This window comes from Mesorhizobium sp. NFR06, assembly GCF_900115245.1.
Lineage (GTDB): Bacteria > Pseudomonadota > Alphaproteobacteria > Rhizobiales > Rhizobiaceae > Mesorhizobium.
Genome location: NZ_FOVT01000003.1, coordinates 346782 through 367707 on the forward strand (window position 1 = coordinate 346782; position 20926 = coordinate 367707).

At 65.1% G+C, this 20926-nt stretch carries 23 protein-coding genes; 14 read left to right on the top strand and 9 right to left on the bottom strand.

The annotated features are described in order from the left end of the window. On the bottom strand, positions 1–726 hold the full coding sequence (locus F3H96_RS08365) for a GntR family transcriptional regulator (protein ID WP_149791468.1): 726 nt from the start codon (positions 724–726) through the stop codon (positions 1–3). A gap of 228 nt (positions 727–954) precedes the next feature. Continuing rightward, positions 955–1725 carry an IclR family transcriptional regulator C-terminal domain-containing protein gene (locus F3H96_RS08370; protein WP_149791469.1) on the bottom strand — a complete coding sequence of 257 codons (771 nt, stop codon included), beginning with the start codon at positions 1723–1725 and terminating at the stop codon, positions 955–957. 100 nt (positions 1726–1825) lie between these two features. On the opposite strand from F3H96_RS08370, the gene F3H96_RS08375 reads away from it, so the two are divergent. From F3H96_RS08375 to pcaF, 3 genes are read left to right on the top strand one after another with little or no spacing between them, the layout of a single operon-like run. Beyond that, entirely contained in the window at positions 1826–2683 is an 858-nt protein-coding gene (locus F3H96_RS08375) for a CoA transferase subunit A (protein WP_149791470.1), read from the top strand. Beyond that, positions 2680–3483, top strand: coding sequence for a CoA-transferase subunit beta (locus F3H96_RS08380; RefSeq protein WP_149791471.1), 804 nt, complete (start codon positions 2680–2682; stop codon positions 3481–3483). Before F3H96_RS08375 ends, F3H96_RS08380 begins: the two co-directional genes overlap by 4 nt. Further along, positions 3484–4689: a 3-oxoadipyl-CoA thiolase gene (gene pcaF / locus F3H96_RS08385; RefSeq protein WP_149791472.1), complete on the top strand. Its 1206-nt coding sequence runs from the start codon at positions 3484–3486 to the stop codon at positions 4687–4689. Between the two features lie 14 nt (positions 4690–4703). On the opposite strand, the gene pobA is transcribed toward pcaF, so the two are convergent. Genes pobA through pcaD form a run of 6 tightly spaced genes read right to left on the bottom strand, consistent with a single transcriptional unit; the run spans position 4704 to position 9508 of the window. Beyond that, positions 4704–5876 carry a 4-hydroxybenzoate 3-monooxygenase gene (gene pobA / locus F3H96_RS08390; protein ID WP_149791473.1) on the bottom strand — a complete coding sequence of 391 codons (1173 nt, stop codon included), beginning with the start codon at positions 5874–5876 and terminating at the stop codon, positions 4704–4706. Continuing rightward, positions 5876–6928: a 3-carboxy-cis,cis-muconate cycloisomerase gene (locus F3H96_RS08395; protein WP_149791474.1), complete on the bottom strand. Its 1053-nt coding sequence runs from the start codon at positions 6926–6928 to the stop codon at positions 5876–5878. Before F3H96_RS08395 ends, pobA begins: the two co-directional genes overlap by 1 nt. Positions 6929–6939: 11 nt before the next feature. Continuing rightward, a complete protein-coding gene (gene pcaG, locus F3H96_RS08400; RefSeq protein WP_149791475.1) occupies positions 6940–7554 on the bottom strand; it encodes a protocatechuate 3,4-dioxygenase subunit alpha in 615 nt (204 codons plus the stop codon). Further along, positions 7554–8306 (bottom strand): protocatechuate 3,4-dioxygenase subunit beta, encoded by a 753-nt coding sequence (pcaH, locus tag F3H96_RS08405; RefSeq protein ID WP_149791476.1) that lies wholly within the window; start codon positions 8304–8306, stop codon positions 7554–7556. Before pcaH ends, pcaG begins: the two co-directional genes overlap by 1 nt. After that, positions 8299–8703: a 4-carboxymuconolactone decarboxylase gene (gene pcaC, locus F3H96_RS08410; protein ID WP_149791477.1), complete on the bottom strand. Its 405-nt coding sequence runs from the start codon at positions 8701–8703 to the stop codon at positions 8299–8301. The genes pcaH and pcaC overlap by 8 nt, the downstream gene beginning before the upstream one ends. Beyond that, on the bottom strand, positions 8696–9508 hold the full coding sequence (pcaD, locus tag F3H96_RS08415) for a 3-oxoadipate enol-lactonase (RefSeq protein WP_149791478.1): 813 nt from the start codon (positions 9506–9508) through the stop codon (positions 8696–8698). Before pcaD ends, pcaC begins: the two co-directional genes overlap by 8 nt. A 92-nt stretch (positions 9509–9600) precedes the next feature. Here pcaD and pcaQ point away from each other — a divergent pair, with 92 nt between their 5' ends. From pcaQ to F3H96_RS08470, 11 genes are all read left to right on the top strand, one after another. Then, the gene (gene pcaQ, locus F3H96_RS08420) at positions 9601–10518 is read left to right on the top strand and encodes a pca operon transcription factor PcaQ (protein WP_149791479.1); all 918 of its coding nucleotides are present in this window, start codon (positions 9601–9603) and stop codon (positions 10516–10518) included. A gap of 99 nt (positions 10519–10617) precedes the next feature. Then, positions 10618–11583, top strand: coding sequence for an RNA polymerase sigma factor (locus F3H96_RS08425; RefSeq protein ID WP_149791480.1), 966 nt, complete (start codon positions 10618–10620; stop codon positions 11581–11583). A gap of 208 nt (positions 11584–11791) precedes the next feature. Further along, on the top strand, positions 11792–12160 hold the full coding sequence (locus tag F3H96_RS08430) for a carboxymuconolactone decarboxylase family protein (RefSeq protein WP_244619938.1): 369 nt from the start codon (positions 11792–11794) through the stop codon (positions 12158–12160). Positions 12161–12232: 72 nt separating this feature from the next. Further along, the gene (locus F3H96_RS08435; RefSeq protein WP_149791481.1) at positions 12233–12781 is read left to right on the top strand and encodes a VOC family protein; all 549 of its coding nucleotides are present in this window, start codon (positions 12233–12235) and stop codon (positions 12779–12781) included. Between the two features lie 245 nt (positions 12782–13026). Next, positions 13027–14343 carry an ABC transporter substrate-binding protein gene (locus F3H96_RS08440; protein WP_149791482.1) on the top strand — a complete coding sequence of 439 codons (1317 nt, stop codon included), beginning with the start codon at positions 13027–13029 and terminating at the stop codon, positions 14341–14343. Positions 14344–14377: 34 nt separating this feature from the next. Next, positions 14378–15109 carry an ABC transporter ATP-binding protein gene (locus tag F3H96_RS08445; protein WP_149791566.1) on the top strand — a complete coding sequence of 244 codons (732 nt, stop codon included), beginning with the start codon at positions 14378–14380 and terminating at the stop codon, positions 15107–15109. Further along, positions 15106–15834 (top strand): ABC transporter ATP-binding protein, encoded by a 729-nt coding sequence (locus F3H96_RS08450; RefSeq protein WP_149791483.1) that lies wholly within the window; start codon positions 15106–15108, stop codon positions 15832–15834. The genes F3H96_RS08445 and F3H96_RS08450 overlap by 4 nt, the downstream gene beginning before the upstream one ends. After that, positions 15831–16727 carry a branched-chain amino acid ABC transporter permease gene (locus tag F3H96_RS08455; RefSeq protein WP_149791484.1) on the top strand — a complete coding sequence of 299 codons (897 nt, stop codon included), beginning with the start codon at positions 15831–15833 and terminating at the stop codon, positions 16725–16727. The genes F3H96_RS08450 and F3H96_RS08455 overlap by 4 nt, the downstream gene beginning before the upstream one ends. Further along, entirely contained in the window at positions 16724–17785 is a 1062-nt protein-coding gene (locus F3H96_RS08460; RefSeq protein WP_149791485.1) for a branched-chain amino acid ABC transporter permease, read from the top strand. The genes F3H96_RS08455 and F3H96_RS08460 overlap by 4 nt, the downstream gene beginning before the upstream one ends. 2 nt (positions 17786–17787) lie before the next feature. Beyond that, positions 17788–18573 (top strand): coniferyl-alcohol dehydrogenase, encoded by a 786-nt coding sequence (locus F3H96_RS08465; RefSeq protein ID WP_149791567.1) that lies wholly within the window; start codon positions 17788–17790, stop codon positions 18571–18573. 40 nt (positions 18574–18613) lie between these two features. Next, a complete protein-coding gene (locus tag F3H96_RS08470; RefSeq protein WP_149791486.1) occupies positions 18614–20059 on the top strand; it encodes an aldehyde dehydrogenase in 1446 nt (481 codons plus the stop codon). 12 nt (positions 20060–20071) lie between these two features. Here the strand turns inward: F3H96_RS08470 and F3H96_RS08475 are convergent, their stop codons facing one another. After that, positions 20072–20926, bottom strand: a complete 855-nt coding sequence (locus tag F3H96_RS08475; protein ID WP_149791487.1) for a sugar phosphate isomerase/epimerase family protein — start codon at positions 20924–20926, stop codon at positions 20072–20074.

A 20926-nucleotide genomic window follows, 5' to 3' on the forward strand; every position in this document is an offset into this window, starting at 1 on the left:
TCAAAATTCCAGATGCAGGGCGAAATGCGCCGGGTTGAGCAGGCTCGTGACGAATTCGATGGCGCGTCCGTCGGCGGCGCGCGTCAGGCGGCGCGTGCGCAGGAACGGCGTGCCGGGCGCGCAGGCGAGGATCGCGGCGTCGGCGGCGCTCAGCATCTCGATGTCGACCCACTCCTCGCCATGATCGGGCACAAGCCCTGCCCCGCGCAGCGTCTGGTGCAGCGTGCCCTCGCGCAGGCCGCGCAGCGGTATGTCTTCCAGCTCGGGCGACAGCGGCACGCGGCTGCGCTCGATCGAAATGGCGTGACCGTCATCGGCATTGGTGCGGGCTCGGTCGACGGCGATGAAGGACGGGCTCTCGACCCCGAGCCTGGCCGCCAGTTCGGCGTCCTCGATGATTTCGAGCCGCAATGTGCGGGTCTCGGCATTGGCGCCCGCATTGGCAAGCGCGCGCGACCAGCCGATCGCATCATCGACCGGCTTGCCGTCGAAGGTCACGAAGGAGCCGATGCCGACCTTGGTGGTGATCAGCCCCCGGCTCGACAATTCCTCGAGCCCCTTGCGGACTGTGTTGCGGCTGACCGAAAAGCGCTGGACGAGCTCGTTCTCGCTCTGCAGGCGGTCGCCGAAGCCGAGCAGGCCGGAGCGTATCTCATGCTCCAGAACCGTCGCGATCTGCTCGGGCTTGCCCGTGCCGGGTGAAAGCTGCATCGCGCGACGGGCCATATCGATACCTGTTCAATGAACCTGTATAGTCCTGTTCATTAGCCTATCCGAAATGAAGCGTCAACGGCCTTTGCGGCTAGCCCCTTCCCCCGTCACCATACGGGGAGAAGTGCCCGGCAGGGCGATGAGGGGCGGCCCTGACTCTTGGCGGTTCGCCGATACAGCTGAGAGTCGCTATCACCCGAGGTGAGCACGCTGCACACGCAAGATGGACTAGCTGTCGTCGGATCAGACGAAGAAGAATTCCTCCACCCGCTGCTTGGCCTTGCGCAGCACCGGCAGGATTTCGCGCTCCATCGCCTCGACCGAGAAACGCGCCGACTGCGTCGAGACGTTGATCGCCGCGACGGTGCGGCCGGCGCGATCGGTGATCGGCACCGCAATCGAGCGCAAGCCGAGCTCCAGCTCCTCGTCGACGACCGCAAAACCGTCCGCCCTCGCCTTGTCGATAGCCTTGCCGAGCCCGGCGCGACTGGTGATCGTCTTCGGCGTTCGTCGCTCGATCGTCGCTGCCGTGAGGAAGCTCTTCAGTTCATCCGCCGCCAGGCCGGCAAGCAGCACCCGCCCCATCGACGTGCAATAGGCCGGCAGCCGCGTCCCGACATCGAGCGCCACGCTCAAGATACGCCGTCCGGGAATGCGCGCGACATAGACGACGTCCTCGCCCGACAGCACCGCCGCGTTGCAGGCTTCGTCGAACCGACCCGCCACTTCGCGCATGATGGGAGCGGCAAAGGTCCAAAGCGAAGCGCCGCTGAGCCAGGTCCGGGCGACCGTCAAAAGGCGTGGCGAGAGCGAAAACAGCCGGCCGGACTGCGTAGCGTAGCCGGTCACAACCAACGTCAGCAGAAAGCGGCGGGCGCCCGCGCGCGTCAGTCCTGCCTCCTCGGCCATTTCGGTCAACGTCATGCCGCCTGGATGGCGCGCGAGGATTTCCATCACCGCCAGGCCGCGTTCAAGCGAGCCGACATGGTCGCGTGAAATGGCTTCGTCTTGCACGAGCGTCTCCAGGCCGGCGTTGACTCCACGCAAAGATTGGAGCTAAAAGTATTTCATATAAAACAAAAGTTCGCAATACGAACTTCTTGGGAGCCTGAAGATGGTCAAGTTCCTGCCACTGAAAGAGGCGGTCGCGGCGAACCTGCATGACGGCGATACGGTCGCTTTCGAGGGTTTTACCCATCTGATCCCGACCGCCGCCGCGCATGAGGCGATCCGGCAGGGTTTTCGCGAGCTGACGCTGATCCGCATGACGCCCGACCTGATCTACGACCAGATGATCGGCATGGGCATGGCCAGGAAGATCGTCTTCTCCTATGTCGGCAATCCGGGCGTCGGCCTGCTGAGGCGCGCCCGCGACGCTATCGAGAACGGCTTTCCGCGATCGATCGAGGTCGAGGAGCACAGCCACGCCGGCATGGCCAACGCCTATGAGGCGGGCGCCGCCGGCCTGCCCTGCGCGGTGTTCCGCGGCTATCGCGGCGCCGGTCTTGTATCGGTCAATCCCAACATCAAATCCGTGACCTGCCCGTTCACCGGCGAGGTGCTGGCCGCGGTCCCGGCGATCCGGCCGGACGTCACCTTCGTCCACGCGCAGAAGGCGGACCGGAAAGGCAACGTGCTGGTCGAGGGCATCATCGGCATCCAGAAGGAGGCCGTGCTTGCGGCCAAGCGCGCTGTCGTGACGGTCGAGGAAGTGGTCGACAATTTCGACGACCTCCACCCCAACCTCAGCGTGCTGCCAAGCTGGACCATCGCGGCCATCGCGGTCGTTCCGGGCGGTTCGCACCCCTCCTACACGCATGGCTATTACGAACGCGACAACGCCGCCTATCTCGAATGGGACGAGATCGCCGCCGACCGCGACCGCTTCCAGGCGTGGATGAACGAGAACGTCATCGAAAGCAGCGCCGACGACTTTGCCGGCCGGGTCAAGCATCTGAGGAAGGCTGCATGAGCGACGCTGACAATCCGGGTTTCACCCCGATCGAGATGATGACGATCGCCGCCAGCCGCGCATTGAAAAGCGACGATGTCTGCTTCGTCGGCATCGGCGCGCCATCCGCCGCCTGCAACGTCGCGCGGCTGACCCATGCGCCCGACATCACGCTGATCTATGAGAGCGGCACCATCGGCACCGCGCCTGACGTGCTGCCGCTGTCGATCGGCGACGGCGAATTGTGCGAGACGGCGGTGACCACCGTCGCGGTGCCGGAGATGTTCCGCTACTGGCTGCAGGGCGGCCGCATCTCGATCGGCTTCCTGGGAGCCGCCCAGCTCGATAAGTTCGGCAACATCAACACCACCGTCATCGGCGACTATGCGCATCCGAAGACCCGCCTTCCCGGCGGCGGCGGCGCGCCGGAGATCGCCACCTCGTCGAGACAGGTCTACATCACCATGGCCCAGTCGAAGCGCGGCATGGTCGAGACAATCGACTTCTTCACCTCCTTCGGCCATGGCGAAGGCGGCGATCACCGCAAGCGGCTCGGCATCGACACCGCTGGCCCCACGCTTCTGATCACCGACCTTGCCATCTGGAAGCCGGATCCGGTGACCAAGGAATTCACCGTGGTGTCCCTGCATCCCGGCGTCACGCGTGAGCAGGTGCAGGACACTTGTGGCTGGGTCGTAAAATTCGCCGAGGCTCTTGACGAGACGCCGGCGCCGACGGAACTCGAGCTGAAGACGTTGCGCGACCTGCAGGCCCGCACCAAGGCGGCGCATCAGGGGACCGCCAAAGGGAAAGCTGCCTAGATGACCGAAGCCTTCATCTGCGACTACATCCGCACGCCCATCGGCCGCTTCGGCGGCTCGTTGTCCTCCGTGCGCGCCGACGATCTCGGCGCCATCCCGTTGAGGGCGCTCGTCGAGCGCAATCGGGGCGTCGACTGGGCGGCAGTCGACGACGTCGTCTATGGCTGCGCCAACCAGGCCGGCGAGGACAACCGCAACGTTGCGCGCATGGCGCTGCTGCTGGCCGGCCTACCCCAGGACATTCCGGGTTCGACCGTCAACCGGCTGTGCGGTTCGGGCATGGATGCCGTCACCATCGCCGCGCGCGCCATCAAGGCCGGTGAGGCCGAACTGATGATCGCCGGCGGCGTCGAGTCGATGAGCCGCGCCCCCTTCGTCATGCCGAAGGCCGAAACAGCCTTCTCGCGCAAAGCCGAAATCCACGACACCACCATCGGCTGGCGCTTCATCAACCCGGTGATAAAGAAGCAGTATGGCGTCGAGTCCATGCCGGAGACCGGCGAGAACGTCGCCGAGGACTTTTCCGTCAGCAGAGCTGACCAGGACGCTTTCGCCGTGCGCAGCCAGGACAAGGCAATGGCCGCGCAAGCCAATGGCCGGCTGGCGAAGGAGATCACGCCGGTGACCATCCCGCAGAAGAAAGGCGATCCGGTGGTCGTGGCGAAGGACGAGCATCCGCGCGCGGGCACGACCATCGAAGTGCTTGCCAAACTGCCGACGCCGTTCCGCCAGGGCGGCACGGTGACCGCCGGCAATGCCTCAGGCGTCAACGATGGCGCCGCCGCTCTCATCATCGCCTCGGAAGCGGCGGCGAAGCAACATGGGCTGACGCCGATCGCCCGCATCCTCGGTGGTGCCGTCGCCGGTGTGGCGCCGCGCATCATGGGCATCGGCCCTGCGCCGGCCACGAAGAAGCTTTGCGCCCGTCTCGGACTGACGCCGGAGCAGTTCAATGTCATCGAATTGAACGAAGCCTTCGCCTCCCAAGGCATTGCCGTGCTTCGCCAACTCGGCATCGCCGAGGATGCCGCGCACGTCAATCCGAACGGCGGCGCGATAGCACTCGGTCACCCGCTCGGCATGTCCGGTGCCCGCATCACCGGCACTGCGGCGCTGGAGCTGCGCGAACGCGGCGGCCGTCTGGCGCTCGCCACCATGTGCATCGGCGTCGGCCAGGGGATTGCAATAGGGCTGGAGCGGGTTTGATCGCTTCGCCTCGATCAATACGGTAGGCCGACGTAGTTTTCCGCCAGCGCGGTCGACGCGGCTTTCGAATGCACGAGATAGTCGAGCTCGGCTTCCTGGATGCGCTGGCCGAACTCGCCCGCCTCGGGAAAGTAGTGCAGCATCGACGTCATCCACCAGGAAAAGCGCACCGCTTTCCAGACACGCGCCAGCGCCTTGGCTGAATAGGCGTCGAGCCCGGCCTCCGATTTGTCGCGATAGAATTCGCGAAGCCCGGCAAACAGATAGCGCACGTCGCTGGCAGCGAGGTTGAGGCCCTTGGCGCCGGTCGGCGGCACGATATGGGCGGCGTCGCCGACCAGGAACAGCCAGCCGAAGCGCATCGGCTCGGCGACGAAGGAGCGCAGCGGCGCGATCGACTTCTCGAAAGACGGCCCGGTGGTGACGGCCGCCGCCGTCTGCGGCGGCAAGCGGCGGCGCAACTCGTCCCAGAAGCGTTCGTCGGACCAGGCTTCAACGCGCTCATCGGCGGGAACCTGCACATAGTAGCGGCTGCGCTGCGGCGAGCGCATGGAGCAGAGCGCAAAGCCGCGTTGGTGATTGGCATAGACCAGTTCATGGTCGGCCGGCGGCACCTCGGCCAGCACGCCCAGCCAGCCGAACGGATATTGCCGCTCGAAAGTCTTCAAGGCGCCCTCCGGCGCCGATCGGCGGCTGACGCCATGATAACCATCGCAGCCGGCGATGAAGTCGCAATCGATGCGATGCGTGGCGCCATCCTTGGCGTAAGTGACGAAGGGCGCAGCGCCATCGAAATCGTGCAGCGCGACATTCGACGTTTCGAACACTGTCGTCAGCCCAGCCGCCTCGCGCTTCTGCATCAAATCGAGCGTCACCTCGGTCTGGCCGTAGACGGTGACATGCTTGCCGCCGGTGAGCGCGGTCATGTCGATGCGATGCAGCCGGCCGTCGAAGGCGAGCGAGATGCCCGCATGCAGCAGACCCTGGGCATGCAGCCTGTCCGCCGCGCCGGCCTCGCCAAGCAGGTCGACCGTACCCTGTTCGAGCACCCCCGCGCGAACGCGCCCGAGCACATGTTCGCGGCTCGAACGCTCGAGGATGATCGTCTCGACGCCGATGGTGGCCAGCAACTGGCCGAGCAGCAGGCCGGACGGTCCCGAGCCGATGATGGCGACTTGCGTGCGCATCAGTGGCCGAGGCTCTCGATCTGCGTGGCCAGTTCCGCAGCGAGCCTCAGCGCCGCCGCGGTCGCCACCACCATTTGCGGCAGGATGAGCCATTCCAGCGTCCAGGCGGCGCCCGAGCGCTCCTGTTCGTGCACCAGCGCCTGGTGCAGGCCCGAGAGCTGGACGGCATTGAAACGCGCCAGCGCCACCAGCGCTTCCGCCTTCACCGGATTCTGCTTGTGCGGCATCGCCGACGAGCCGCCACCGCCGGACAGTTTGATGTCGGCTCCGGCTTGCGCCATCAGCGCGATGTCCTGGCCGAACTTGCCAAGGCTGCCGGTCACCAGCGACAGCCAGCCGGCGAACTCGGCAAGCGCGTCGCGCTGGCTATGCCATTGCAGCGTGTCGCCAAGACCGAGCCTGGCTGCAAGGGCGGCACGCACTGTCGGCGCCTTGTCGCCCAGCTTGTCGAGCGTGCCGGCGGCACCGCCGAACTGCACCACGAGCAGTCGGCCGGCATGTTCCTTCATGCGTTCCTGATGGCGTTCGAGCGGCGCTCGCCACGAAGCGATCCGACCCGCCACGATGATCGGTATGGCCGGCTGCATGCGCGTCACCGCCATCAGCGCCTTGGCGCCGAACTCCTCTTCGAGATTGGCGAGGCGGACGATGTTTTCGCTGAGCAGCAGGCCGATATGCTCGACCGCCTGGCGCAGGCGCAGCACCAGCGAGGTGTCGATGACATCCTGGCTGGTCGCGCCGAAATGAACGAATTCGCTATGCGGCGCGCCGACCACCGCCCCGATCTGGCGCACCAGTTCCGGTACCACGACACCGTCCTTGGCGACACCGGCGCGCAGCTTCGTGGTGTCCGGCCGGAACGAGGCCAGCGCTTTGATGATCGCCGCTTCGGCATCACGTGCAATCACGCCGCACTCGGCTTCCGCCTCGGCCAATGCCCGTTCGAAGGCAAGCATCGCGGCGATATCGGCTTCGACCGAAAAATGCCTCGCCGCCTCCTCGTCGCCGAGCAGGCCGGAAAGCAGTGGGTGGTCGAAGGGCGATACGGTCATGTGGCGGCCGGTCAGCTGTCGAAGAAGACCGTCTCCTTCTCGCCCTGCAGATGGATATCGAAGACGTAAGCATCGCCCCGCCGCTCGGCGATCAGCGTAGGCACGCGCAGCCGATGCTCGATGCGGGCAAGGATCGGATCCTCGGCATTGGCCTTTGCCTCGTCGGAAAAATAAAGCCGCGTGTGCAAGCCTATATTGATGCCGCGTGCGACGATCCACAGCGTGATATGCGGCGCCATCAGACGCCCGTCGCGGAATGGCACGCGGCCGGGCTTGATCGTCTGGAACAGGCAGATACCCGTTTCCATGTCGGTCGGCTTTCGGCCCCAACCCTGGAAGTTCGGATCGGCGGCGCCGCGCATCTCCGCCGGCGAATTGTAGAAACCGTTGCTATCCGCCTGCCAGATTTCGATCAGCGCATCCTTGAGCGGCGTGCCGGTGCCGTCGAGCACGCGAATACGAAGGTCGATGCGCTCACCCTTGGTCTGGTCGTTGACCATGGCCGAGCCAAGGTCGCTCTGATAGACGCCGCCGATGCCGCAGAAATTGGGCGTCAGCCCGATATGGACGTAAGGCCCGGCGGTCTGCGAAGGGCTCTCCTTCAACCGGTCGAGCGATTGCGCCATCAATTGCCCTCCGGCCTGTTCTCGAACAGCGTCGAGCGACGCCCGCGCAGCACGATGTCGAACTTGTAGGCGAGCGCGTCCATCGGCATCGTCGACTGCATGTCGAGCGCGGCAATCAGCGCCTCCACCGCCGCCCTGTTGGAAATGCCGCCGACGATCGGGCAGCGCCAGATCAGTGGATCGCCTTCGAAATACATCTGCGTGATCAGCCGCTGCGCGAAGCCGTGGCCGAACACCGAAAAATGGATATGCGCTGGCCGCCAGTCGTTCGGGCCGTTCGGCCACGGATAGGGGCCGGGCCTGACGGTGCGAAAGGCATAGCTGCCATCCTCGCCGGTGATCGCGCGGCCGCAGCCGCCGAAATTCGGATCGAGCGGCGCCAGATAGCCGTCCTTTTTGTGACGGTAGCGGCCGCCGGCATTGGCTTGCCAGCACTCGAGCAAGACACCGGGCACGCCTTTGCCACGTTCGTCAAGCACGCGCCCATGGACGATGATGCGCTCGCCGATGGCGCTCTCGCCGGGTTTGGCGAAATTATGGATCAGGTCGTTGTCGAGTTCGCCGAGCAGCGCGTGCCCGAAAACCGGACCGGTCAATTCCGACAGCGTGTTGTCGAACGACAGCAGCGCCTTCTGCGGCGAGCGCAGCACGGAACTCTTGTAGCCCGGCGTGAACGCCGGCGGATGCCACTGGCGATCGCGCTGGAAGAAAGCGCCGGTTTCAGGCGAGTGGTTGGAGCCAGGCTCAGCCATGGGCGGTCTTGGCTCCATCCATCTGAGCGAACACATCCTTGGCGATCTTGAAGGCGCGGTTGGCGGCCGGCACGCCGGCATAGATCGCGACATGCAGGAAGGCCTCGCAGATGTCGTCGCGCGATGCCCCAGTGTTGACGGTGGCGCGCACATGCATGGCCACTTCCTCGTCATGGCCAAGAGCCGCGAGCAGCGCCAGCGTCACGATCGAGCGCTCGCGCTTCGACCAGCCGGGCCGCGCCCATACCGTTCCCCAGGCGGCCTCCGTGATCAGTTGCTGGAATGGCCGGTCGAAAGCGGTCGCGGCGTCCTCGGCGCGGTCGACATGCGGATCGCCGAGCACGGAACGGCGGACCTCGAGACCGGTCCGGTAGCGGTTCTTCGTGACATCATCCATGAGCAGATTTTCCCTCGGGCAACGAGGCGACGAAGTCGCGGATCAGCTTGGCAAGCGCGTCGGGCTGCTCGATGCACGGAATATGCCCGGCGCCGTGGATCACCTCGAAGCGCGCGCCAGGAATCAGGTCGGCCAGCGCGCGAACGAGATCGGGCGGCGTCGAACCGTCCTGGTCGCCGACGATGCAGAGCGTCGGCACCGCGATGCGGCGCGCGCTGTCGGTGAAATCGGCGTCGCGCACCGCGAGGCAGGTGCCGATATAGCCGGGCAGCGCCTGCCTGGTCAGCATGTTGCGACAGCCGGCGAGATCAGCCGCGCGCCCTTGGTGGAAATCCGGCGTGAACCACACCTTCATGATACCGTCGGCAATCGCCTCGATGCCGTCGCGCTCGATCGTCGCGATGCGGCTGTTCCAGCTCTCGGCGGTACCGATCTTGTGCGCCGTGTCGCTGAGGATCAGCGCCTCTACACATTTAGGATGGCGGGTATAGAGCCGCTGCGCCACCATGCCGCCGACCGACAGGCCGAAAAGCACGACCTTGTCGAAACCGAAATGATCGATGAGCCCGCTGAGATCATCGGCATGGTCGTCGATCGAGCGCACACCGCCGCCGATATCGGAGAGCCCATGGCCGCGCTTGTCGTAGACGAGCATCGGCATTTCACCGGTAAGCCGCGCGACAATACCGTCCCAGATCCGGAAGTCGGTGCCCAGCGAATTGATGAAGATGATCGGGCGTGACGTACCGGTCGCCTCGATGGCGCGGTGGTGCAGCGTGACGCCGCCTATGCTGACGAATGGCACGATTTCGATCCTCCAAAGCCACATTGCACGAGCAGTTTGGTTCGGTAAAATGATATTTTGCTGCGTTTCACTAACTCCGAGGTTATCAAACCATGGCCGAAAGCCGGATCCGCTTCCGCCATCTGCAGGCGTTCCTTGAGGTCGCGCGACAAGGCAGCGTGGCGCGCGCGGCCGACTTGCTGCACGTCAGCGCGCCGGCCGTGACCAAGACTTTGCGCGAACTCGAAGACGCGCTCGGCATCGCCGTCGTCGAGCGCGACGGCCGCGGCATCCGCGTCACCAGGCTCGGCGAGATCTTCCTCGCCCATGCCGGCTCGGCGATCTCGGCGCTGAAGCGCGGCGTCGATTCCGTGCGCCAGGACGGTGCGGTCAACCGCCACCCGATCCGCATCGGCGCGCTGCCGACCGTCTCGGCCCGCGTGATGCCGCTTGCCATGAGCCTGTTCCTCGAGGAGAACACCGGCGCCGCGCTCAAGATCGTCACCGGCGAGAACGCCGTTCTGCTCGAGCAATTGCGCGTCGGCGCGCTCGATCTCGTCGTCGGCCGGCTTGCGGCACCGGAACACATGGCGGGCTTCTTCTTCGAGCATCTCTATTCCGAACAGGTGCTGTTCGTGGTGCGGGCCGGTCATCCCCTGGCAGAGCCGGGCGCCGATATCTTCGCCCGGCTCGACGAGTTTCCCGTCCTGATGCCGACGCGGGAATCCGTCATCCGTCCCTTCGTCGACCGGCTCTTCATCACCAATGGCATGACCGCGCCCGCCACGGAGATCGAAACCGTTTCCGATTCCTTCGGCCGCTCCTTCATGCGGCAGAGCAATGCGGTATGGATCATCTCGGCCGGCGTCGTCGCCAATGAGATCGCCAGCGGCGCCTTCGTCGCCTTGCGCGTGGACACAGACGAGACCAAAGGGCCGGTAGGCTTGACCATGCGCACCGACACCGCGCCCTCGCCTGCCTTCACCATCCTCTTGCAGACGATCCGCGAGGCGGCGCGGCACCACGTCTGACGAAGCGACCTGGCTCGCGCGTATCGAACCTCGATCGGCGAACCTTTGCCCGGCGCGAAGCATCCTTATATCTGATAGGCTACGTATCCGGAGGCACGCATGGATCGCGACAGCCCGGCGCAACGGCAAAACACCGGCGAAACCGCGCTCGCCCTGGCGGCCATAGGCGGTTGCGCGGAAAGCCTGAGCCTCCTGTTCCAGCACCATCGGCCCCGGCTTTACGCGAACGCGGTTGCGCTGCTCGGCTTCACGAGCGATGCCGAGGACGCCGTGCACGACACCTTCCTTGTGGCGATCGCCAGGATCGGCCAATTGCGTGAGCCGGGGGCATTTGGCGGATGGCTTCACGCGATGCTGCGAAACCGTTGCCTGATGGAAAGACGGCGGCGCCGGCCGCAGACCGGCGGCGCCGAAGCGGAGCGGCATTTTCGAGAATTGCCCGATGAGGAGCGCATCGAGACAGGCATCGAGAATCGCGAGCTGCGGGACTGGATCTGGGCAGCGTTGCAAAAGCTGCCGGAAACGCAGCGTGTCACGGTGATGCTGCGCTATTTCGGTTCCTGCGATTCATACGAGGAGGTGGCCTCTATCCTGGGGGTTCCGATCGGAACGGTGCGAAGTCGTCTGTTCGACGCCAAGATAAGGCTGTCGGATCTGCTGTTGTCGTCGGCGGCGGGTCGGGACGACGCGCACGAAAAACTGCAGGCCGAGCGCAAAGCCTTCTATAAGAATGCTTTTCACTCGCTGTATCGCGGTAATCGGGACAAGTTTCTTTCGCACTATGCTGATGATCTGCATCTGCTCTGGTCGACGGGAACACAGTCGCATGGCCGAGAGCACTTCGATGTCGAGATGGACACAGATTTGCGGACCGGCGTTCGCATCCGGCCGAAAAGCGTCATGGCAAGCGGCAACGTCACCGTGGTCGAAGGCGTTGTCGTCAACCCGCCCGAAAAACCTTACCTCTGCCCACCCGGCTGCGTTCTGGTCATGAAGGAAGGCCGCAGCCAGGTGGAGCGCCTGCACATCCACCTCGCCAGACGCCCGTCACCTCCCGCAGGCTGAAATACAACGAGATCCCGGTCCCGGCGGGCGAACTTTCATGCCGTCTAATGCATCTCCTTTCAGGGGCAGGTGCCCCAGCCATGAAGAAGGAGTTTCCACATGACCGCTTCGTTTTCGATGCTCGCGCGCATGCTCGTTCTCGCCGCGTTGGTGCTTCTGGCGCCAGGCCCGATCCGGTTGGTCCACGCCGACGAAGCCTCGGGCGCGCTTGCCAGAACCCACCAGGATATCGGAAAGGTCTTCGGCAAGGTGCCGGACTTCCTCAAGGTGTTTCCCGACGACGGGCTCCCCCGGCGCCTGGGACGAACTCAAGGCCGTCGACTTCGCCGACGGCGCTCTTACCGTAAGGACAAAGGCACTGATCGCGCTTGCGGTCGCGGCGCAGATTCCATGCCAGTACTGCATCTGGGCTGACACAGTGGAAGCAAAACAGGCCGGAGCCAGCGACGCGGAAATCAAGGAGGCCGTTGCCGTCGCCGCGCTCGAAAGGCACTGGAGTACAGTGTTCAACGGCATGCAGGTCGATCTGGCACAATTCAAGAAGGATCTCAGCGGCGACACCGCCGGCAGTCACTAGCGGGGATTTAGCTGAACGAGGTCGGCGCCCTCTGGCGCCGGCTTCCGGATTTCTTGAACGGAGGAGAAAGACATGAAAGTCCTGCCGCAAGTGCTTGGAGCGACTGAGATGTCGAACAGCTTTCTCGGCAGCCTGGTTCAGGTCTGTGTCGTCACGCGCAATTATCGGCGGACGATCGAAGGGTTCGTCAATCTTGGCATCGGCCCGTGGACGATTCGTATGATCGACGGATCGAACGTGTCGGGTATCTACCGGGGCCAGCCTGCCGATTTCTCGGCCAAGCTGTGCCTGGCCAACAGCCAGAACATGAACTGGGAGGTGATCGAGCCGATCAGCGGACGATCAATCTATGCTGAATTCCTCATGCGGCACGGCGAGGGAGTGCAGCACCTCGCCTTTAATTGCAACGGCATCGATTATGAGGAGCGGGTTCGACAATTCGAAGAACGCGGTTATGTGGCCGTCCAGCACGGCGTGATTTTCGGCGGCATCGATTTCCACTACTTTTCCGCCGAAGACGACCTGCGGACGACGATCGAAATCTATCGAGTGCCGCCCGGTTATATCTTCCCGAAGCCTGACGACTGGTATCCGGCATCGCCGCCGACGGAGCCACGGTAGCGTTAACGGACGCCGTGCCGACGCAGCACAGAGCTGACACTCCCGTCGCGCGTACCTGACAGTCCTAGGACTCGAAGCTCCGACCGATTCAATAACTGCCAGGTTAATAAAACACCGTAAAATATCATTTTACCGAACCAAACCGCCAGTGCAATGTGGCCCTCGGAGGATCGAAGCCGTGCCATCCGGCCGCAAACGGAAGACCTGTTTGCCGTCGTATCGAACGGTCACTGAGGGAGGAGCAGATGTCTCACATTATCGGCAGCAAACCCGCTTTGTCGGGCATTTCGCGACGCCATTTCATCGCCACTTCGGTGGCTGGCGGTGCGGCACTGGCATTCGGCCGCGGCAAGGCCTTCGCGCAAGCCGCCGACAGGCTCAAGGTCGGTTTCGTCAGCCCGCGCACCGGCCCGCTCGCCGGCTTCGGCGAAACCGACGGCTATGTGCTCGACCTTGCCCGCAAGGCTTTGGCCAACGGCATCGAGCTCGGCGGCAAGAAATACAGCGTCGAAATCCTCGATCAGGACACCCAGTCCGATCCGTCACGCGCGGGCCAGCTCGCCAAGGACCTGATCAACAATCAGGCCATCGACCTGATGCTTGCCGTCTCCACGCCGGAGGTTATCAACCCGGTGGCGGATGCCTGCGAGGCGGCCGGTGTGCCTTGCCTGTCGACCGTCATGCCCTGGGAGGCCTGGTATTTCGGCCGCGGCGCCAAGCCCGGCGCGCCCTCGCCCTTCAAATGGACCTATCATTTCGGCTTCGGCGTCGATGAATTCTTCAAGACCTATGTCTCGCAGTGGAACCTGATCGAGACCAACAAGAAGGTCGGCGTCATGTATCCCAACGACGCCGACGGCAACGCCATCCGCGCCCATCTGGCGCCATTGCTCGCCAAGCAGGGTTTCACCATCGTCGATCCCGGCGCCTACGAGACCGGCACCACCGACTATTCCTCGCAGATCGCGTTGTTCAAGCAGGAAGGCGTCGAAATCTTCAACTCCTTCCCGATCCCTCCGGACTTCGCCGCTTTCTGGCGACAGGCCGCGCAGCAGGGCCTGATCAAGCAGATCAAGATCGCCCAGGTCGCCAAGACCGGCCTGTTCCCGTCCGACATCGAGGCGCTCGGCGATCTCGGCATGAAGATTTCGAGCGCCGCGTACTGGCACAAGGCCTTCCCTTACAAGTCACCGCTGGCCGGCGTTTCCGGAACCGAGCTTGCCGATGGCTACGAAGCGACGAGCGGCAAGCAGTGGACGCAGCAGCTCGGCGCCTCGATGTCGTTGCTCGACGCCGGCTTCGAAGCGCTGAAGGCGAGCGCCGACGCCAAGGACAAGGCGGCAGTCGCCAAGGCGCTGAGCACGCTGAAGACCGAGACCATGATCGGCAAGGTCGACTTCACCAGCGGTCCGGTCGCCAATGTTTCGCCCGGCCCGATCATCGGCACGCAATGGGTGGCCGCCAAGGAAGGAGCCAAGTTCCCGCTCGATTATGTCGTGACCGAGAACGCCACCGACCCGAAAGTGCCGATCGAGGCCAAGCTCCAGCCGTATAACGGCTGATCCGGCGGCGCGTGAGGACCGCATCGTGAACGCTATGCCCAACGGCGCGATCCTCAGCGCCACCGGCATCCACAAGCGCTTCGGCGCGCTTGTGGTGCTGGACGACATCGACTTCGCCATGGGCGCCGAGGAGGCAGTGGGCATCGTCGGCCCGAACGGCGCCGGCAAGACGACGCTGCTCAGCGTGCTCTCAGGCGCCTATCCGCCGAGCGCGGGAACGGTTGCCTTCAAGGGCGGTGACGTGACGGCGCTGCCGGCAACGCAACGTTGCCGGCTGGGGTTGGTGCGTACCCATCAGGTGCCGAAGCCCTTCGGCGGCATGACCGCTTTCGAGAATGTCTTCGTCGCCGCTTCGCACGGCGCCGGGCTCAGCCGCGACGAAGCGTATGAGGAAGCGCTCGGCTCGCTGAAGCTGTGCGGCGTGCTTGGCGTTGCCAACCGGCGCGCCGAAACGCTCGGCCTGCTCGATAGAAAGCGACTGGAATTGGCGCGCGCGCTCGCGGCAAAACCGACGCTGCTTCTGCTCGACGAGATCGGCGGCGGCCTGACCGATGGCGAAGCCGGCGAGCTGGTCGAGACGATCCGCGAATTGCGCCGCCGCAGGATAGCCATCGTCTGGATCGAGCACATCGTCCATATCCTGCTACAGGTGGCGGAGCGATTGATCTGCATGGACGCCGGGAAGATCATCGCCGACGGCGAGCCGCAGGCGGTGATGGCCGACCCGCAGGTGATCAGCGCCTATCTCGGCGGAGGTCCGAAATGAGCCTGCTGTCGGTCGAGAATCTGGTTGTCCGGCACGGCCTGCTGCAGGCGGTGCGCGGTGTCAGCCTCACCGTTGAGCGCGGCGAGACGCTGGCGCTGGTCGGCGCCAACGGCGCAGGCAAGACGACGCTGCTGAGGGCAATCGCCGGCGCGCACCAGGCAGCCTCCGGGCGAGTGATCTTCGACGGTACCGACCTTTCCGGCGTGCCCGCGCATGAACGCGTCCGGAAGGGCGTAGCGCTGGTGCCTGAAGGCCGGCGGCTCTTCGTGCAGATGACGGTCGAGGAAAATCTCCTGCTTGGCGGCACCGCCGGCCGCCCCGGCGACTGGAGCGTCGAGCGCGTGCTCGACACCTTCCCCAACCTCAAACCGCGCCGTCACGCCAAGGCCGGGCATCTCTCCGGCGGCGAGCAGCAGGCAACGGCAATCGGCCGCGCGCTGATGAGCAATCCCGACCTGCTTTTGCTCGACGAAGTCTCGCTCGGCCTGTCGCCGCTGGTCGTCGATCGCGTCTATGCCTCGCTGCACGGGCTGATCAGCTCAGGCACGACGATCATCCTCGTCGAACAGGATCTCAACCGCGCGCTCTCCGTCTCCGACAAGGTCGTCTGCGTGCTGGAGGGTCGGGTCGCGCTTGCGGGCGACAGCGCCATCGTCTCGCGCGACGAGGTGACCAAAGCCTATTTCGGATTGCACCGCAAAGGCGCCGAAGGCGTGCTGGCATGAGCAACCAAATCGTCCAGGGCATCCTGCTTGGCGGCTATTACGCGCTGATCGCCTGCGGCCTCTCCTTCATGTTTTCGGTCATGCGTATCATCAACCTCGCGCATGGCAGCCTCGCCGTTTTGTCGGCCTTTGCCCTGTGGCTGCTCGCCTCGCGCTTCCACATCCCACCCTTCTACGGCCTCGCCATCGTGCTGCCGCTGATGGCCGTGATCGGCTGGGCCTTGCAGCGCTTTCTGCTGGAGCGCAGCGCTCGCGGCGGCGCGCTGCTGCCGATCCTCACCACTTTCGGTCTCGCCATCGTCATCGACAATTTCCTGTTCGAACAGTTCGGCGCCGACACGCGCTCGCTGGCGCCTTTCATCGGCAGCCTTTCCTATGATTCCTGGGAATGGCCGGGCAGCATCTATGTCGGCAAGCTCGCAGTGATCATCTTCGTTGCCGCTGTCATCCTGCTCGGCGGGCTGCAGCTCTTTCTCACCCGCACTGGGCTCGGCCGATCGATCAGGGCCACATCGGAAGACCCTGACACGGCCGGTCTCGTCGGCGTCGATGCGCGCCGCGCCAACGCCGTCGCCGCGGCCATTGCCATGGTCACGGTCGGTCTCGCCGGCGCCTTCCTCGGCATGCGCGCGACCTTCGATCCCTATGCCGGCGCTACGCAACTTCTGTTCGCCTTCGAGGCGGCCGTCATCGGCGGCGCCGGCTCGCTCTGGAGCACGCTGATCGGCGGTATCGTTCTGGCGCTCGCCCAGACACTTGGCGCCAAAGTACACCCGCAAGGTTTTCTCATCGGCGGCCATGTCGCCTTCCTGATCGTTTTGTTCATCCGGCTCTACACCTCCGGCCTCGGCCTGCGTGGCTTGCTGCGCCTCTCCACGGGGAAGGCATCATGAGTACCGCCTCCCCGGTTATCGAGCGCGGCACGGCCGCCTCGCGCATCGCTGGACTCGGCGTCGCGGCCATCATCGTGCTGCTCGCCGTCGCGCCGCAGTTCCTGTCGGCCGGCGCGGTCGACCGCATGACCGCGCTGTTCATCTATGTGATCCTCGCCGCGATGTGGAACGCGCTCGCCGGCTACGGCGGCCTGGTCTCGGTCGGCCAGCAGGTGTTCTTCGGTCTCGGTGCCTATTTCGCCATTCGGCTGGCCAACGCCGGGCTGAACCCTTTCGTCTCGCTCTTCGTCGCCGCGGTCATCGTCGGCGCGGTGTCATGGCCGATCTCGCTGTTCATGCTTCGCTTGAAGAACGGCGAGTTTGCTATCGGCATGTGGGTGATCGCCGCGCTCGCTCATCTCCTCGTCAATCTCGACCGGCTGATCCAGGGTGAGACCGGCACGTCGCTGATCTCGCTCAACGTCTATGACGCATCGACACGAAGGCTGACGATCTACTGGCTGGCGCTGGCGTCGATGACGGCCCTGCTCGCGGTCCTGTTCGGCCTGCTGCGCGGCAGCACGGGTGCTGCCATCCGGGCCATTCGCGACAATGAGGATGCCGCCGCTTCCGTCGGGGTGCGTGTCACCGGCACCAAGCGGTTACTCTTCGTGCTCGCCGCCTTCGGCATCGGGATCGCCGGCGCACTGTGGCTGGCGAGCGCGACCACCTTCCAGCCAAAGACCTATTTTAGCGTGCAGTGGACTGCCTACATGATCTTCATGGTGCTGGTCGGCGGCATCGGCACCTTCGAGGGCGCCATCCTCGGCGCGCTGCTCTTCTTCCTCATCGAGACCTGGTTTGGCGGCACAGGCGTCTGGTACCTGATCGGGCTCGGCGCCACGGCGCTCGCCTTCTCGCTGCTATTGCCGCGCGGCCTCTGGGGAACGGTGGAAGAGAGGTTCGGCTGGCGGCTGCTCTCCGTCGGCTATCGTGTCAGGCTTGCCTCCGGCACCGCCGGTCCGACCGGCGAGACCGCGTTACCAGCATCCATTACGACACATCGGGAGAAGGCATGACCATGCTGTTCGGCAAGACGATCCTCATCACCGGCGTTGCCTCCGGCATCGGCGCGCGTACGGCGGAACTGGCCGGCCAGTTCGGCGCCGACGTGATTGGCGTCGATTTGCGCGAGCCGGCCGTCCGCCAGGGCATTTTCGTCCAGGCCGACATCTCGTCCAAGGCCGGCGTCGATGATCTCGTCGCGCGGCTGCCGCAGCGCCTGGATGCTCTCTGCAACGTAGCCGGCCTCTCCGGCAACACCGGTGCCGCGCCGACGCTCGCTGTCAACTTCTACGGCCTGCGTGCCCTTTCGGAGGCGCTGGCGCCAAGGCTTCGCGAGGGCGGAGCCATCGTCAACGTCGCCTCGATCGCCGGCTATGGCTGGCGCGCCAATCTCAACCGTGCCGCCTCGATGGCGAGCATCGAAGGCTTTCCGGATGTCGCCAAGGTAATTGCCGACCATGCGGTGAAGAACGAAGAAGGCTACCCCGTGTCGAAGGAGCTCCTGCTTCTGTGGACCTTCCGCGCCGCGCACCAGGACCTGTTCAAAAGCCGCGGCATCCGCGTCAATGCGGTCAGCCCCGGCCCGGTAGAGACGCCGATCTTGAAGCAGTTCCGCACGGTGCTTGGCGACGCCCGTGTCGACAGCGATATCGCCCGGGTCGGACGCGCCGGCACGTCAGGTGACATTGCGCCTGTCGTGCTGTTCCTGTGCTCGGACGGCGCGCGCTGGGTCAACGGGATCAACGTGCCCGTCGACGGCGGCCTCGAAGCATCCATAAACGCCGAAGTGCTCGGCTTCTGAGACAATCTGCGACGCTCGATCGGGAGCGAAGGGAGGACCAATGGACATCGGACTTCTGATCGACGGCGACGAGCGGGCAGCCACCGGCAAAGCCTCCTATGACCGCCTGGACCCGTTCACCGGCAAGCTGGCGACACGTGCCGCCGCCGCGAGCATCGCCGACGCCAATGCCGCGGCCGATGCAGCGGCGAGTGCTTTCGACGCCTGGTCGAAGACCGGACCTGGCGAACGCCGGGCGCTGCTCTCAAAGGCGGCCGATGTGATGGCTTCAAAAGTCGGCGAGTTCACCCGCCTGATGATGGAAGAGACCGGCGCCACGGCCCCCTGGGCCGGCTTCAACGTCATGCTGGCGTCGAACATGCCGCGCGAGGCAGCCGCCATGACGACGCAAATCTCGGGCGAGATCATTCCATCCGACAAGCCCGGCACGCTCGCCATGGCGATCCGCCAGCCGGCCGGCGTCTGCCTCGGCATCGCGCCATGGAACGCGCCGGTCATCCTCGGCACGCGTGCGCTGGCGATGCCGCTCGCCTGCGGCAACACGGTCGTGCTGAAGGCCTCCGAAATGTGTCCCGGCACGCATCGCCTGATCGGCCAGGTGCTGGTCGAGGCCGGCCTGCCCAAGGGCGTCATCAATGTCGTCACCAACGACCCGAAGGACGCGGCAGGCATCGTCGAGGCGCTGATCGCGCATCCGGCGGTGAAACGCATCAACTTCACCGGCTCGACCAAGGTCGGCAGGATCATCGCAGAGCTCGCGGGACGGCACCTCAAACCGGCGCTGCTCGAGCTCGGCGGCAAGGCGCCGCTGCTGGTGCTCGACGACGCCGACATCGACGCGGCCGTGAATGCCGCGACCTTCGGCGCCTTCATGCATCAGGGCCAGATCTGCATGTCGACCGAACGCCTGATCGTCGATGAAAAGATCGCCGACGAGTTTGTCGCCAAGCTTGCCGCGCGTGCTTCCAAGCTTCCGGCCGGTGACCCGCGGGGCCACGTCGTGCTGGGTTCGCTGATCAGCAGCCAGGCGGCCGACAAGATGGAAGAGCTGATCGCAGACGCCACCGCGAAAGGCGCCAAGCTCGTGGCTGGCGGCAAGCGAGCAGGCACTGTGGTGGAAGCGACACTGCTCGACCACGTCACGCCCGCGATGCGCGTCTATGCCGAAGAATCCTTCGGCCCAGTCAAGCCGGTGATTCGCGTTAGGGGCGAGGACGAGGCCGTGCGGGTCGCCAACGACACCGAATACGGCCTGTCGTCTGGCGTCTTCAGCCGCGACATAAGGCGCGCCATGGCTGTCGCCGCGCGCATCCAGGCCGGCATCTGCCACATCAACGGCCCGACCGTCGGCGACGAGGCGCAGATGCCGTTCGGCGGCGTCAAGGGCTCCGGCTATGGCCGCTTCGGCGGTAAGGCCTCGGTCGCCGAGTTCACCGATCTGCGTTGGGTGACGATCGAGGATCCGGGCCAGCACTATCCGTTCTGAGGGACGGACCGATCAGCCGAGCGTCAGCCCCGCCTTCTTCGCTTCCTCGCGCAGGAACGGCAGTCCGACCTCGATGACGTCGCGCGGATCCTCGGCCACCGGGCGCCACACCGCCAGCCCGCCGGCGATGTCGACATCGACATGGTTCATGCTTTCGAGCGTGATCGCGCCCTGATAGCCGATGTCGGCGATCGCCTTCATGCACGCCCCCCAGTTGAGCATGCCGCGCCCCGGCACGCCGCGATTGGCCTCCGACACATGCACATAGCCGAGGAAGGGCGCCGCCGCCTCGAACCCCGCGGCAAAGCTCTCCTCCTCGATATGCATGTGGTAGGTGTCGAGGTGGATGAAGATGTTGTCGGCGCCGACCCGTTCGATGATCCGCGCGGCGTCGATGCCGCGATTGATCAGATGCGTCTCATAGCGGTTGCACGGCTCGATGCCGAGCTTCAGGCTGCGCGACTTCGCCGCCTTCGCCGCCCGTTCGAGGAAGCGGCACATGCCGTCGATTTCCCGTTGCGTCGGCGCGCGTCCGGTCGTCTTGCCGATCGTGCCGTAGGTGACACCGCCAAGCGCCTCGGCGCCGACCTCGTTGCAGACCTTGAAGGCCGGCTGCAGGAAGTCGAGCGCCTCGTCCGGCCGCTCGACCACGTCGAGCGCGCGCGGCAGGCCGAGCGACGGAATGAGCTGGATGCCGTAGTGGTTGGCGAAGCCGCGCGTGCGCTTGGTGTCGATCTCCTCGGGGCGCAGCAGCGGGATCTCCATCAGGCCGATGCCGAGCTCCTTCAGCCGGTCCATCTGCGGCTCGATGCGGGTAAGGTCCCAGACCGGAGCGACGGCGAAAGTGTGCAGCCCAAAGGTGTTCAT